General features: G+C 71.2%; 14 protein-coding genes and 1 pseudogene. 7 read left to right on the top strand and 8 right to left on the bottom strand.

Annotated features, from left to right (window positions below):
* From CCN33_RS32725 to CCN33_RS03745, 3 genes are all read left to right on the top strand, one after another.
* On the top strand, positions 1-312 hold a 312-nt coding region (locus tag CCN33_RS32725; protein WP_244173608.1), incomplete at its 5' end, for a carbohydrate ABC transporter permease.
* A complete protein-coding gene (locus tag CCN33_RS03750) occupies positions 309-1,151 on the top strand; it encodes a carbohydrate ABC transporter permease (RefSeq protein WP_086691064.1) in 843 nt (280 codons plus the stop codon). The genes CCN33_RS32725 and CCN33_RS03750, both read left to right, overlap by 4 nt.
* A 9-nt stretch (positions 1,152-1,160) precedes the next feature.
* Positions 1,161-2,642 (top strand): glycoside hydrolase family 3 protein, encoded by a 1,482-nt coding sequence (locus CCN33_RS03745; RefSeq protein WP_086691062.1) that lies wholly within the window; start codon positions 1,161-1,163, stop codon positions 2,640-2,642.
* 46 nt (positions 2,643-2,688) lie between these two features.
* Here the strand turns inward: CCN33_RS03745 and nagB are convergent, their stop codons facing one another.
* Entirely contained in the window at positions 2,689-3,474 is a 786-nt protein-coding gene (nagB, locus tag CCN33_RS03740; protein WP_086691060.1) for a glucosamine-6-phosphate deaminase, read from the bottom strand.
* A gap of 494 nt (positions 3,475-3,968) precedes the next feature.
* Here nagB and CCN33_RS03735 point away from each other — a divergent pair, with 494 nt between their 5' ends.
* A complete protein-coding gene (locus CCN33_RS03735) occupies positions 3,969-5,435 on the top strand; it encodes a sensor histidine kinase (protein WP_107483892.1) in 1,467 nt (488 codons plus the stop codon).
* 243 nt (positions 5,436-5,678) lie between these two features.
* Here CCN33_RS03735 and CCN33_RS03730 read toward each other — a convergent pair whose 3' ends face one another.
* Complete coding sequence (locus tag CCN33_RS03730) at positions 5,679-5,936, bottom strand: WhiB family transcriptional regulator (protein WP_003992873.1); 258 nt, start codon at positions 5,934-5,936, stop codon at positions 5,679-5,681.
* A gap of 319 nt (positions 5,937-6,255) precedes the next feature.
* Positions 6,256-7,224 (bottom strand): diacylglycerol/lipid kinase family protein, encoded by a 969-nt coding sequence (locus CCN33_RS03725; RefSeq protein WP_086691056.1) that lies wholly within the window; start codon positions 7,222-7,224, stop codon positions 6,256-6,258.
* A gap of 124 nt (positions 7,225-7,348) precedes the next feature.
* Between CCN33_RS03725 and CCN33_RS03720 the strand changes: the two genes are divergently transcribed.
* On the top strand, positions 7,349-7,813 hold the full coding sequence (locus CCN33_RS03720) for a hypothetical protein (RefSeq protein ID WP_086691053.1): 465 nt from the start codon (positions 7,349-7,351) through the stop codon (positions 7,811-7,813).
* 18 nt (positions 7,814-7,831) lie between these two features.
* Here CCN33_RS03720 and CCN33_RS03715 read toward each other — a convergent pair whose 3' ends face one another.
* The 3 genes from CCN33_RS03715 to CCN33_RS03705 form a co-directional block, all read right to left on the bottom strand.
* On the bottom strand, positions 7,832-8,941 hold the full coding sequence (locus CCN33_RS03715; protein WP_086691051.1) for an RNA polymerase sigma factor SigF: 1,110 nt from the start codon (positions 8,939-8,941) through the stop codon (positions 7,832-7,834).
* Positions 8,938-9,354: an ATP-binding protein gene (locus CCN33_RS03710; RefSeq protein ID WP_018544439.1), complete on the bottom strand. Its 417-nt coding sequence runs from the start codon at positions 9,352-9,354 to the stop codon at positions 8,938-8,940. The genes CCN33_RS03715 and CCN33_RS03710 overlap by 4 nt, the downstream gene beginning before the upstream one ends.
* 264 nt (positions 9,355-9,618) lie before the next feature.
* Positions 9,619-9,879 carry a UBP-type zinc finger domain-containing protein gene (locus CCN33_RS03705; RefSeq protein WP_086691049.1) on the bottom strand — a complete coding sequence of 87 codons (261 nt, stop codon included), beginning with the start codon at positions 9,877-9,879 and terminating at the stop codon, positions 9,619-9,621.
* Positions 9,880-9,939: 60 nt separating this feature from the next.
* Here CCN33_RS03705 and CCN33_RS03700 point away from each other — a divergent pair, with 60 nt between their 5' ends.
* Positions 9,940-11,535 (top strand): Na+/H+ antiporter, encoded by a 1,596-nt coding sequence (locus CCN33_RS03700; protein ID WP_086691066.1) that lies wholly within the window; start codon positions 9,940-9,942, stop codon positions 11,533-11,535.
* Here the strand turns inward: CCN33_RS03700 and CCN33_RS03695 are convergent.
* Positions 11,532-12,437 (bottom strand): 1-aminocyclopropane-1-carboxylate deaminase/D-cysteine desulfhydrase, encoded by a 906-nt coding sequence (locus CCN33_RS03695; protein WP_086691047.1) that lies wholly within the window; start codon positions 12,435-12,437, stop codon positions 11,532-11,534. The two genes, CCN33_RS03700 and CCN33_RS03695, sit on opposite strands and share 4 nt — an antisense overlap.
* 30 nt (positions 12,438-12,467) lie before the next feature.
* Positions 12,468-13,061: an N-acetylmuramoyl-L-alanine amidase gene (locus tag CCN33_RS03690; RefSeq protein WP_208621647.1), complete on the bottom strand. Its 594-nt coding sequence runs from the start codon at positions 13,059-13,061 to the stop codon at positions 12,468-12,470.
* 286 nt (positions 13,062-13,347) lie between these two features.
* On the opposite strand from CCN33_RS03690, the pseudogene CCN33_RS03685 reads away from it, so the two are divergent.
* Positions 13,348-13,689, top strand: a pseudogene (locus CCN33_RS03685) (Crp/Fnr family transcriptional regulator); the annotation flags it as partial.

Here is a 13,689-nt window from a genome sequence, read left to right as displayed (position 1 = left end):
GCCCGGCTGGACGGCGCGGGCTCCTGGGGTGTCTTCCGGTACGTCACCCTGCCGGTGCTCAAGCCGGTGATCGTCATGCTGACGACCCTCTCGGTCATCTGGGACATGGGTGTCTTCCCGCAGGTCTTCGTGATGCGCAACGGCCACCCCGAGGCCCAGTTCCAGCTCCTCACCACCTACTCCTACGACCGCGCCTTCGTGGTCAACGACTACGCCCAGGGCTCCGCCATCGCCCTCATCACCGTGGTGCTGCTGCTCGGCGTCGTCGCCGTCTACATGCGCCAGATGCTCAAGATCGGAGAGGTCGAGTGACCAGCACGGCTTCCCCCGCCCGCCGGACCTCCAAGGCCGGCTGGAACATCCTCGGCCTCCTCGTCGCCGCCACCGCGGGCTTCCCCGTCTACTGGATGCTCGACACCGCGATCAAACCGGCCAAGGACGCCATCGACCCCGACCCGAGCCTGCTGCCCACCGGGTTCACCCTGGACAACTTCAGCCGGGCCTTCGACATCGCCGACTTCTGGGGGCCGGTCGGCCGCAGCCTGGTCGTCTCGCTGTCGGTGGTCCTCATCGGCGTCGTCGTGGGCATGCTCGCCGCCCTCGCCATCTCCCGGTTCGCCTTCCGGGGCCGGAAGATCGTGATCGTCGGCATCCTCGCGGTGCAGATGGTGCCGCTCGTCGCCATGATCATCCCGGTCTTCCTGCTGCTGAACGACCTGCATCAGTACGACAAGCTCACCGGCCTGATCATCACCTATCTGACCTTCATCCTGCCGTTCACGGTGTGGACCCTGCGCGGCTTCATCGTCAACATCCCGCGCGAGCTGGAGGAGGCGGCCATGGTGGACGGCTGCTCCCGCACCGGCGCCTTCATCCGCGTGGTCTTCCCGCTGCTCGCCCCCGGCATGGTCGCCACCTCGGTCTACGGCTTCATCCAGGCGTGGAACGAGTACCTCTACGCCCTGATGCTGCTCAGCCAGGAGAACCAGACGGCCACCGTCTGGCTCGGCAACTTCACCACCAAGCACGGCACCGAATACGCCCCGATGATGGCCGGCGCCACCATGATGGCCGTGCCGATCGTCGTGCTGTTCCTCCTCGTCCAGCGCAAGATGGCCGCGGGGCTGACCGCGGGCGCCGTGAAGGGATAACGCCACCCGATGACGACAATCGCCCGCGGTACGGACACCCTGACGCGCGACGCGCTCACCGTCCTCCAGCCCGGCTTCACCGGCACCACCGCCCCCGACTGGCTGCTGCGCCGGCTCGGCGAGGGCCTCGCCTCGGTCGGCCTGTTCGGCCGCAACATCGTCTCGCCCGAACAACTGTCGGCCTTGACCGCCCAGTTGCGTGCCGAGCGGCCCGACGTGCTGGTGGCCATCGACGAGGAGGGCGGGGACGTCACCCGCCTCGAGGCCCGTACCGGCTCCTCCTTCCCCGGCAACCACGCCCTCGGCGCGGTGGACGACGTGGACCTGACCCAGGCGGTCGCCCGGGAACTCGGCCGCCGTCTCGCCGCCTGCGGGGTGCACCTCAACTGGGCGCCCTCCGCCGACGTCAACTCCAACCCCGACAACCCGGTCATCGGCGTCCGCTCCTTCGGCGCCGACACCGGCCTGGTCGCCCGGCACACCGCCGCCTACGTCACCGGCCTGCAGTCCGCCGGGGTCGCGGCCTGCACCAAGCACTTCCCGGGCCACGGCGACACCGCCGTCGACTCCCACCACGCGCTGCCCCGCATCGACGTGGCCGCCGACGTGCTCCAGGCCCGCGAACTCGCGCCCTTCCGGGCCGCCCTCGCGGCGGGCACCCGCGCGGTGATGAGCGCTCACATCCTGGTCCCCGCGCTGGACCCGGACCGTCCCGCGACTCTCTCCCGGCCGGTCCTCACCGACCTGCTGCGCGGCGAACTCGGCTACCAGGGGCTGATCGTCACCGACGGCATGGAGATGCGCGCCGTCTCCGGCACCTACGGCATCGAGCACGGCAGCGTCCTCGCCGTAGCGGCCGGCGCCGACGCCATCTGTGTGGGCGGCGGCCTCGCCGACGACGAGACGGTACGGCGGCTGCGCGACGCCCTGGTGACCGCCGTGCGCTCCGGCGAACTCCCCGAGGAGCGCCTCGCGGACGCGGCCCGCCGGGTGCGCGAACTGGCCGCCTGGACGGTGAACGGAACCACCGGGGACACCGCCCCCGACCCCGGGGTCGGACTGCGCGCGGCCCGCCGGGCCCTGACGGTGACCGGCGAAGAGTCCTTCACCCCGCTCACCGAGGCGCCCTACGTGGCCGCCTTCACCCCGGTCGCCAACATCGCGGTGGGCGACGAGACCCCCTGGGGCGTGGCCGCGGAGCTGTCCAGGCTGTTGCCGGGCACCCTCACCGGGAGCTTCACCGGCGACGCGGCCGGCACCGACGCCCTCGCGGCGGCGGGGGAGCGCCGGCTGGTCGCGGTGGTCCGCGACGAACACCGCCACCCCTGGATGGCCAAGGCGCTGACCACCCTCCTGACCGCCCGCCCGGACACCGTCGTCGTCGAGATGGGCGTCCCCCAGTCCCCACCCCGAGGCCACCTCCACCTCGCCACTCACGGCGCGGCCCGCGTCTGCGGCCGGGCCGCGGCGGAGGTCATCGCGGGGGCGTGAGCCCACGCCCGGTCCCCGTGGCGCGCCCACGGGGACCGAGGTGTCTTTACAGGCCCTGCCACTCCGGCTTGTGGGCGTAGGTGTGGCGGAAGTAGTCCGCGAGCTTCAGCTTGGAGGCGGCGGCCTCGTCGGCGACGACCGTGGCGTGCGGGTGGAGCTGGAGGGCGGAGGCCGGGCAGACCGCCGCGACCGGGCCCTCGACGGTGGCGGCGACCGCGTCCGCCTTGCCCTCGCCGGTGGCGAGCAGCACCAGGTGGCGGGCCTCCAGGATGGTGCCGATGCCCTGGGTGATCACGTGGTGCGGTACCTGGTCGATGTCGCCGTCGAAGAAGCGGGCGTTGTCGATCCGGGTCTGCTCGGTCAGCGTCTTGATCCTGGTGCGCGAGGCGAGCGAGGAGCACGGTTCGTTGAACCCGATGTGGCCGTCCGTGCCGATGCCGAGGAGCTGGAGGTCCACGCCCCCGGCCGCGGCGAGCGCCCGGTCGTACTCCTCGCACGCCGCCTGCACGTCGTCGGCGGTGCCGTCGGGGCCGGTGAACGCGTCCATGGGGATGCCGAGCGGCTCCAGCACCTCGCGGCGCAGCACCGAGCGGTAGGACTCGGGGTGGTCGGCAGGCAGCCCCACGTACTCGTCGAGCTGGGCGATCCTGGCCCGGTGGGTGTCCACCGCGCCCGCGCGCACCTTGGCCGCGAGGGCCTGGTAGACGGGCAGCGGGGTGGAGCCGGTGGCCACCCCGAGCAGGGCGTCGGGCTTGCGGCGAAGCAACTGGGCCATGGATTCGGCTATCAGCTCGCCGCCCGCCGCGGCGTCCGGGACGATGACAACTTCCACGCTGGGCCTGCCGATCTGGAAGAGGGCCGACGGTCGCTGGGGACCGGGGGAGCGCTGGCTATGTGGTTTAGACCAATCTAGCAGAGCGGTCCCCGCCGTACGTGGCGGAAATCGCCAGGCCGACGACCTCCCGCAGGCCAGTCGGCCGGGCTAGGCTGCCGGTACGGTGCGGCCCGCCGCCCACGGGTTCGGGGCCCTCGGGCCATGGACACGCCCGCGTGGTCTAGTCCAGAATGCGGGAGAGGCTCCACGCAGGACGACAAGCTGACAAGCCTCCGTCTTCCCCGCACAGGAAGGCGGATCGAGGAACCGGCGCTCTCTGCCCTGACTGCTCCGGCTCCTCGGCCTTCGGCCGACCGGGACCGCACACCCCACGGCCGATGATGCTCCGGGCTGCGGCGCGGAGAGGGCTGAGGGTCCCTCTCAGGCGCCGCGGCCCGCGGGTGTCTTTTCGGCCAGTGACGCGGCCCCGGTACGCTCGCAGCGTGCCCTCCATGAACGAACTCGTCCGCCAGCACACCGCCCTCGGGGACACCGACCTCGAGTGGCTCCATCTGCTGGTCTCGGAGTGGCAACTGCTCTCCGACCTCTCCTTCGCCGACCTCGTCCTGTGGGTCCCCACCAGCGACGGCACCCGGTACGTCTCGGTCGCCCAGATGCGCCCGAACACCGGCCCGACCTCCTACCAGGACGACATGGTCGGCCACCTGGTCCCGCGCGGCCGCCGCCCCATGCTGGACGCGGCCCTGGACGAGGGCCGGATCGTGCGCGAGGGCGACCCGGAATGGCGCGAAGAGGTCCCCGTACGGGTCGAGTCCATCCCGGTACGGCGTGAGGGCCGCGTCCTCGGGGTCATCGCCCGCAACACCAACCTGCTGACCGTGCGCACCCCGAGCCGGCTGGAACTCACCTACCTCCAGAGCGCCTCGGACCTCGCGCAGATGATCGCGGCCGGTTCCTTCCCGTTCCCCGACCAGCAGGTCGACATGGACGCCTCCCCGCGCGCGGGCGACGGCCTGATCCGGGTGGACGCCGACGGCATCGTCCAGTACGCCTCCCCGAACGCGCTCTCCGCCTACCACCGGCTGGGTCTCGCCGCCGACCTGGTGGGCCACCACCTCGGCCGCACCACCGCCGAACTCGCCCCGACGAGGGGCCCGGTGGACGAAGCGCTCGCCAAGGCGGCCAGCGGCTACGCGCCCCGCGAGTTCGAGATCGAGGCGAACGACGGGGTCATCCAGTTCCGGTCCATCCCGCTCAAGCCCAAGGGCACCCGTATCGGTTCCCTGGTGCTCTGCCGGGATGTCACCGAACTCCGGCGCCGGGAAAGGGAGTTGATTACCAAGGACGCCACCATCCGGGAGATCCACCACCGGGTGAAGAACAACCTCCAGACGGTCGCCGCCCTGCTGCGGCTCCAGGCCCGGCGCATCGACTCCGAGCGCGGCCGGGAGGCGCTGGAGGAGGCCGTGCGACGGGTCGGCTCCATCGCCATCGTGCACGAGACGCTGTCTCAGAACCTGGACGAGCGCGTGGAGTTCGACGACATCGCCGACCGGGTGCTGGCGATGGTCGCGGAGATCTCGCCGGGCAAGGTGACCGGCCGGCGCAGCGGCCGCTTCGGCTGGCTGGATGCCGAGGTGGCCACCCCGCTGTCGATGGTGCTGACCGAGGTGCTGCAGAACGCCCTGGAGCACGGCTTCCGGGAGGGCGACACCGGAACGGTCGAGGTCTCGGCGGTACGCGGCGGCACCACCAAGGAGGCCCGGCTGCTGGTCACCGTCCAGGACGACGGGGTCGGCCTGCCCGAGGGCTTCGACCCGCACACCGCGGGCAACCTCGGCCTCCAGATCGTGCGGACGCTGGTGGAGGGCGAGCTGGGCGGCACCTTCGACATGATCCCGGCACCGGAGCGCGGCACCCGGGTCATCCTCGACATCCCGGTGCGGCCGCAGAAGTGAGGCCCCGCCAGACGGGCGTGGGCAAGCGAAAAGCCCCGGACCAGTGATGGTCCGAGGCTGGTGCTCGTTGCTGAGCTGCTCCGCTGAGGCGGAGCCCCCCGGGTCCGGCGGAGCCGGGACCCGGGGAAAGCATCGGGGGTACTGCGCGCTGCGGCTCGGGGCGGGAGAAGCGTGGTGCCCGGTACGGGAGTTCCCGTCGGGCCCACGCGCCGCCAAGCTCAGGCTGTCAGCAGGGGTGACTCGTCAGGCAGAAGCCTGGCGAGCACGGTTGCGGGCGGCGCGGCGCTTCATCGCGCGACGCTCGTCCTCGCTCAGACCACCCCAGACGCCGGAGTCCTGACCGGACTCGAGCGCCCACTGCAGACACTGCTCGATCACCGGGCAGCGACGGCAGACGGCCTTGGCTTCCTCGATCTGCAGCAGCGCGGGACCGGTGTTGCCGATGGGGAAGAACAGCTCGGGGTCTTCCTCGCGGCAAACGGCGTTGTGACGCCAGTCCATGGCTGCTACCTCTCCTTGGTATTACATGCAGATTGCTTGTGAATGTGAACGCTTTCACGAGTCCCTCAACAAGTGAAGGGCCGATCACCGGGTCTCCCCGGCGTGGTCCTTGTTTTGAAGAGGGGTTCTGGCGACCACTGGAAGCCGGTCTTGCGGGCCGTCCCGATCGCCATGTAGAGACTCGCAAACCTCGGCGACGGATACAACCCCTTCCCGAAGATTTTTTTTGATTCCTCGGTGTCGACTAGGTCACAGCCGTACTTCCATGGGGTGGACGGTGGCCTAAACGTTCGAGTGAAAGGACTTTGGCCCGTTCCGCTCACACAATCACACGCAGTGCACGGCGAACGCCTGTGAACGTCACGCTCGTCCGCAGCCCCAGGTGGTCACCGTCCATCTGAAGGGGCAGAGGGACCTTCGAATGCAAGGTGAAGCGGTCCAGGTCGTGCAGCGAGACCGCGTGTCTCCCATGCGGTCCCCGCTCGGGGGACGAAGTGAGCAACTGGGTCGCATACCGGGCAACCGCGGCCGTGGAGAGCCGCTTCAGCCCGAGCACGTCGATGCCTTTATCGAACGACGCCTTAGGTGATGTGTACATCGGGCGATTGCCGAGATACGTCCATGGCGATGTGTTCGAGACTATGGCGACGGCGAGATCCGACACCGGTTCCGCACCCGGTCGCCGCAGGGTGATGGTGCCGTGTCTGCGATTCGGTTCACCCATGAACTGCCTTGCTACTTGGCGGACATAGAGCGCGTGCGTCGACTTCTTGCCGCGCTCCCGTTCCCTTTCGACTCTGCCCACAACTCCGGCATCGAAGCCGAGTCCGGCGTTGAAAGTGAACCAGCGCTCCGGCACCGCCTCGTCCGCGGTGCCCGGCGTGCCCGAGGTGAGTCCGAGGCCCACCACGCGTTCCCGGCGCTCGCGCAGGGCGTCCAGCAGGGCGCCGGTCGCCTCGACGGGATCGTTGGGCAGGCCGAGCGCGCGGGCGAAGACATTGGTCGAGCCGCCGGGGACCACCGCGAGACCGGGCAGCCGCTCGGGGTCCGGGCCGGCGTGCAGCAGGCCGTTGACCACCTCGTTCACGGTCCCGTCGCCGCCGAGGGCCACCACCATGTCGATGTCGTCACTCTCCGCAGCCGACCGCCCCAGGTCGCGCGCGTGACCGCGGTACTCGGTGTTGACGACGTCCAGCTTCATCTCGCTGGCGAGGGCGTGGATCAGTACGTCGCGTCTGCGGGCGCTTGTGGTGGTTGCCGCCGGATTGACCACGAGAAGTGCACGCATGCATGGCAGCGTACCTACTGGGGGGTATCCGGCCCAGGGAGAGCCGGAGATCCATGGACGAAGAGGGCGTGAGCCTCACCACGCACCCTCCGGGGCCCGTCGCGCACGGGGCTACCCTTCTCGGGTGAGCAGTGAGCAGACCCCCGCGCAGACCTCCGTGCCGGAGACCGCCGGCACCGCCCCGGCCGCCGGAGAGCGCCCGCGCCGCCTGACGTACGCCGCCGCGCTGGCCGCGCTGGAGGGGATCGCCCTCGTCGTGGCGGGCGGGTGGATCCTCGTGCTCGGTCTGGCCGGCGCTCCCGAGAGCCGTCAGCAGGCGATCACGGGCGGGATCACCCTGCTGGTGCTCGCGCTGCTGCCACTGCTCGCCGCGCGCGGGCTGTGGCAGGTGCGCCGCTGGAGCCGGGGCCCCGCCGTCATCACCCAGATCCTCGCGCTGCCGGTCGCCTACAACCTGCTCCAGGCCGACAGCATCGCCATCGGGGCGGGCATCGCCCTCGCCGTGGTCTCGGTGACCGCGCTGGTGCTGCTGGTCAACCCGGCCACGACCCGCGCCCTCGGGATCACCGGGCCGGGCCGCGCCGGATAACGCCCCGCCCGGGCGCCCCTACTCCTCCACCAGGAGCTTCTCCCGCAGCTGGGCCAGGGTGCGGGCCAGCAGCCGGGAGACGTGCATCTGAGAGATGCCGACCTCCTGCGCGATCTGCGACTGGGTCATGTTGCCGAAGAAGCGCAGCAGCAGAATGCGCTTCTCACGCGGGGGGAGGTCCTCCAGCAGCGGCTTGAGCGACTCCCGGTACTCCACCCCCTCCAGCGCCTCGTCCTCCGCGCCGAGGGTGTCGGCGACCGCCGGCGACTCGTCGTCGGTGTCGGGGACGTCCAGCGACAGCGTCGAGTACGCGTTCGCCGACTCCAGTCCCTCCAGCACCTCCTCCTCGGAGATCGCCAGCTTCTGGGCCAGCTCGTGCACCGTGGGGGAGCGGCCGTGCAGCTGCGACAGCTCGGCCGTCGCCGTGGTGAGCGCGAGCCGCAGCTCCTGGAGCCGGCGCGGCACCCGCACCGCCCAGCCCTTGTCCCGGAAGTGCCGCTTGATCTCACCGACGACCGTGGGAGTGGCGTACGTGGAGAACTCCACCCCCCGCTCCGGGTCGAACCGGTCCACCGACTTGATCAGTCCGATGGTGGCGACCTGGGTGAGGTCGTCCAGCGGCTCGCCCCGGTTGCGGAAGCGGCGCGCCAGATGCTCGACGAGCGGCAGGTGCATGCGGACCAGCCGGTTGCGCAGCTCCGCGTACTCCGGGCTGCCGTCCTTCAGGCCGCGCAGCTCCACGAAGAGCGCCCGCGCCCCGCTGCGGTCGTGCGGGTCGTGCCGTGCCGCCCGGACGGTCTCCGCGCCCGGCGCGGAGTCCTCGGCGTATCGCTCGTGCTCGCTCATCGTCCCGCCCGTAGCCCTTCCCCGAGCCCTCGCCCCCGCGCGGTCGGCGGGCTGCTCCCCGCCGCGCTCCCCCGGTGGCGCGCTCCGCACGGCACCCTCGCCGCCGGCCCGCGCGGAGTCGTCCTCCGGGTGGGGCCGGGCCTGCTCGGGGATGCCGTCGACGCCGTCGGCCATGTGCCGGGGGCCGTCCTGGGGGACCGCCCGCAGGCTCTCGGCCTGCTTGGCCGGCAGTTCTCGCGCGCCGCGCTCTTCGTCCCGCACCGGACCGTCCCCGTTCCTCACGCCGGGCCGGGGCCCGCGCCGCGCTGTTTGTAGAGACTGATCGACACGGTCCGGTCCTCGTCGACGGCGGACGACACCTTGCCCGCGAGGGCCGACAGCACGGTCCAGGCGAACGTGTCGCGCGACGGGGCGTGGCCGTCGGTGGTCGGAGCGGACACCGTGACCTCCAGCGAGTCGTCGACGAGGCGGAAGACGCAGCTCAGCACGGAGCCGGGCACGGCCTGCTGGAGCAGGATCGCGCAGGCCTCGTCGACCGCGATGCGCAGGTCCTCGATCTCGTCCAGGGTGAAGTCCAAGCGGGCCGCCAGACCGGCCGTGGCCGTCCGCAGCACCGACAGGTAGGCACCCGCGGCCGGAAGCCGGACTTCCACGAAGTCCTGGTTCGCCGTGGGCTCGCCTGCGATCTGGGACACCCTCACCTCCATGGTGGTACAAGCTTCACGGGGCCGAGGGTCGCCCCCCGGGGTAACGCATACGTGGTTCCGCGGTGACGCTATCGCGCTCGGAACGTTCCTGTCCCCGCGCCCCCGGCCCCCTGGCGTTACTCACAGTAAAGCTCCGTATACGCTCCGTGTCTAGGGGGTGGGGCGGATTCAAATGGGAAGAGCGCGCGCCGGGTTGACGTACCCAGGCATCGGGCGCTCGAACCACCGGGAACACCGCCGTGCCGTCCACTGTCACACGAGTACGTGGTCCACGAAACACCACCGCCAGTCGTCTCCGGGTTCGAACGTCCGCATCACCGGGTGACCCGAGTCCGCGTGGTGCTTCGTGGCGTGCCGGTTCGGCGAGGAGTCGCAGCAGGCGACATGCCCGCAGCTGAGGCAGAGCCGCAACTGCACCGGGTCGGTCCCGTCCGCGAGACACTCCAGGCACGTCTCGCTCTGCGGGCCGGGTTCCGGGAGCGGCAGCACCGCGACGTGCGTGCACTGTTTCATGATTGCCAGATTACGTCGGGAGCGCGGAAATCCGCGCGGAGAATGAGGGTGGGCGAGGACATGGACGTGATGCCGCTCCTGCTGCTGATCGCGGGGAGCGCGGCCGTCGCGGGGATCGCCCGGCGGGGGCCGGTACCCGCGCCGCTGCTGTTGGTGGCGGTCGGCCTCGTCGCTTCCTACCTGCCGGGGGTGCCGGACTACACCCTCGACCCCGAGGTGGTCCTCCCGCTGCTGCTGCCCCCGCTGCTGTACACCTCGGCGACCGACAGCTCCTACCTGGACCTACGCGCCCAGGCGCGGCCCGTCGCGCTGCTGTCGGTGGGCTACGTCCTGTTCGCCACGGTCGTCGTGGGCTGGGTCGCCCATCTGATCGTGCCCGGTCTCCCGCTGACCGCCGCGCTGGTGCTGGGGGCGGTGGTGGCGCCGCCCGACGCGGTAGCGGCCACCGCGGTCGCCCGCCGCCTCGGGCTGCCGTCCCGGATCACCACGATCCTCCAGGGCGAGTCCCTGCTGAACGACGCCACCGCCATCACCGCGTACAAGGTCGCGCTCGCCGCCGCCATCGGGGAGGGCGCCACCTGGGCGGGCGGGCTGCTCGAGTTCCTGATCGCCGCGGTCGGCGGTGTCGGGGTCGGGCTCGTGCTGATGGCACCGCTGCACTGGCTGCGCACGCATCTGCGTGAGCCGCTCCTGCAGAACACTCTGTCGCTGCTGATCCCGTTCGTCGCCTACAGCGTCGCCGAGCAGTTCCACGCCTCCGGGGTGCTCGCGGTCGTGGTCGTCGCGCTCTACCTCGGACACCGCTCGTGGGAGGTCGACTTCGCCACCCGGCTCCAGGAGGAGGCGGTGTGGAAGATGGTCGCCTTCATCCTGGAGTCCGCCGTCTTCGCCCTGATCGGACTCCAGTTGCGGGTCGTCGTCGAGGGGCTGGGCCCCAACGAGGGCATGCGGGCGGTCATTTACGCCGCGGTTCTCTTCCTGGTCGTCGTGCTGGCCCGGCTCGCCTGGGTCTACCCGGCCGCCTTCCTGCCCCGCGTGCTGTCCGCCCGCATCCGGGAACGCGAGGAGAACCCCACCTGGCGGGGTGCCCTGGTCACCGGCTGGGCCGGGATGCGGGGCGTGGTCTCGCTCGCCATCGCCTTCTCCATCCCGGTCACCGTGCACGGGGGGCACCCCTTCCCGCAGCGCAACCTGATCCTCTTCCTGACCTTCACCACGGTCATCGGCACCCTGGTCATCCAGGGCCTGAGCCTGCCCCCGCTGATCCGGGCCCTGCGCTTCCCGCCCCGCGACCCGCGCGCGGACACCCTCGCCGAGGCCAACGCCCAGGCCCAGGCGTCCCGCGCGGCCGAGAACCGGCTCGAAGAACTCCTCGACGACGAGCGCAACACCCTGCCCGAGCCGCTCGCCGACCGGCTGCGCGCGGCACTGGAGCGCCGCCGCAACGCGGTCTGGGAACGCCTGGGCCAGACGAACCCCGTCACCGGCGAGTCCGTGGACGACACCTACCGCCGGCTGTCCCGCGAGATGATCAGCGCCGAGCGCGACGTATTCGTACGCCTGCGTGACCACCGCTACATCGACGACGAGATGCTCCGTGCCCTGCTGCGCCGGCTCGACCTGGAGGAGGCGGCCGCGGACCGGGAAGTGGCCTAAAACGTACTGTCCGGGAAGGGCCGCCCGGTGATCACCGCGGCCACGGCGGTCCCGCGAGGGAAGGCGCCCTCCTCGGCCAGCGCGGTGAGCGCGTACAGCAACTTGGCGACATACAGCCGCTCCACGGGCACCCCGTGCCGGTTCTCGAAGTCGGCCGCGAAGGCGTCCAGTTCCGGGGTCGTACGGGCGTAGCCGCCGAAGTGGAAGCGTTCCTCCAGCGACCAGTCGCCGGTGCGGGTGCCGAAGGCCCGCTCCTGGAGCGCGCGCACCTCGGCCGTCAGGAAGCCGCCCTTGAGTACGGGCACGCCGAGCGCGCGCTGGCCGGGGGCGAGACCGGCGGCCAGCCCGGCGAGCGTGCCACCGGTGCCGCAGGCCACCGCGACCACCTCGGCCCGGCCCGCCAGTTCCTCGCCCAGCGCCACGCAGCCGCGTACCGCCTCGGCGTTGCTGCCGCCCTCGGGGACGACGTACGCGCCCTCCGCGCGGGCCGCGCGCAGGAGCGCGGCCAGGGTCTCCGGGTCGCCCTTGCGCCGGTACGTGGCCCGGTCGGTGAAGTGCAGCCGCATGCCGTCGGCCGCGCATCGGGCCAGGGACGGGTTCAGCGGGCGGCCTGCCAGTTCGTCGCCGCGCACCACGCCGACGGTGGGCAGGCCGAGCAGCCGCCCGGCGGCCGCGGTGGCGCGCAGATGGTTGGAGTACGCGCCACCGAAGGTGACCAGCGCCCGGCCCCGCGCCGCCTCGATGTTCGGCACGAGCTTGCGCCACTTGTTGCCGATCAGCTCCGGGTGGATCAGATCGTCCCGCTTGAGCAGCAGCCGCACGCCGTGCCGGGAGAAGCGGTCGTCCCGCACCTCCGTGAGAGGGGAGGGGAGTGCCGCAGCGAGGGGGTCGGCGCTGGTCATCCGGCCATTGTCGCCCCTGCGGCGGGGACCTCAGCCCTTCAGCTGCGCCTTGATCCGCGAGCGGAGCGAGGACATGGTGAAGCCGCGCGGGTCCACCTTTCCGGGCTGCCACTCCAGGTGGCCGATGACCGAACGTTCCGTCCAGCCGTGGTGGCGGCAGATCGCCGCGGCGGCCCGCACGATCGCCTCCATCTGGACCTCGGGCCAAGGGTCCTTCCCGTCGCCGAGGTTCTCGCACTCGAAACCGTAGAAGTACCGGTTGCCGTCGGTGTTGGACTCGTTGTCGGGCGGCAGCCCCTTCTCGGCGATGACCGCGCGGAGCACCTCGTCGTCACCGAGACCAGCGTGGTTGGCGCGGCCGTAGCCGACCAGGTGGACCTTGCCGTCCTTGGTGATCACGCCGTGGCAGAGCGGGCCGGGAAGCTCGTCGTAGCCCTCGCGGCACAGCTCGACGGTGCGGGCGCTGCCGCTGGTCACCGTGTGGTGGATCATGACGCCGTGCATCGGGCCCCAGGGGCCCTTGTGGTTGCGGTTGTGGGTCCGCCAGTTGCCGACCTCCACGACCTTGAGGCCCTCGGCCTTCAGCGCGCTCAGAAAACCGCTCGCGGACATGGGTGGGGACATGGCCGCCTCCTTCGTACCGTTCGGGAAGTTTTGGACGGACCGGCCGTCCCGGCCCACCCGTCACGGTGCTTGTACCGACGCACGGGGGTGGGAACCACATCGTTCGCTCGCTGTGCGAGCCGATCCGGCCATTTCCGTGGCCGGGTCGCCCAGTCTGCCCAGTAGTCCGATGATCCATTCCCCTTCTTTCGGGTAATGGTGCGGGCACGCTCCGTGATGAAAGGCTCGACCCCGAGACCGATGCCCGGCGAGATCCGGCACGGGATACACGGGAGGGCAATTCCTTATGTCGGTAGGCGAAGAGGTCCGCACCGAGCAGGGCAAGCCGCAGCAGTCCCTGGGCACGGCGGCCGCGCGGAACCTGGCCACCACCACCAAATCCGCACCCCAGATGCAGGAGATCAGCTCCCGCTGGCTGCTGCGCAACCTGCCCTGGGTCGACGTCCAGGGCGGCACGTACCGGGTGAACCGGAGGCTGACGTACGCCGTGGGGGACGGCCGCATCACCTTCGTGAAGACGGGGGACCAGGTCGAGGTCATCCCGGCCGAGCTGGGCGAACTGCCCGCGCTGCGCTCGTACGAGGACGAAGAGGTGCTCACCGAGCTGGCCCGGCGCTGCCGGCAGCGC

It is taken from the genome of Streptomyces recifensis (genome assembly GCF_002154615.1).
Taxonomy (GTDB): domain Bacteria; phylum Actinomycetota; class Actinomycetes; order Streptomycetales; family Streptomycetaceae; genus Streptomyces; species Streptomyces griseoluteus.
Note: the sequence above shows the minus strand (reverse complement) of the source record. Positions and strands in the feature narration are given on the sequence as shown.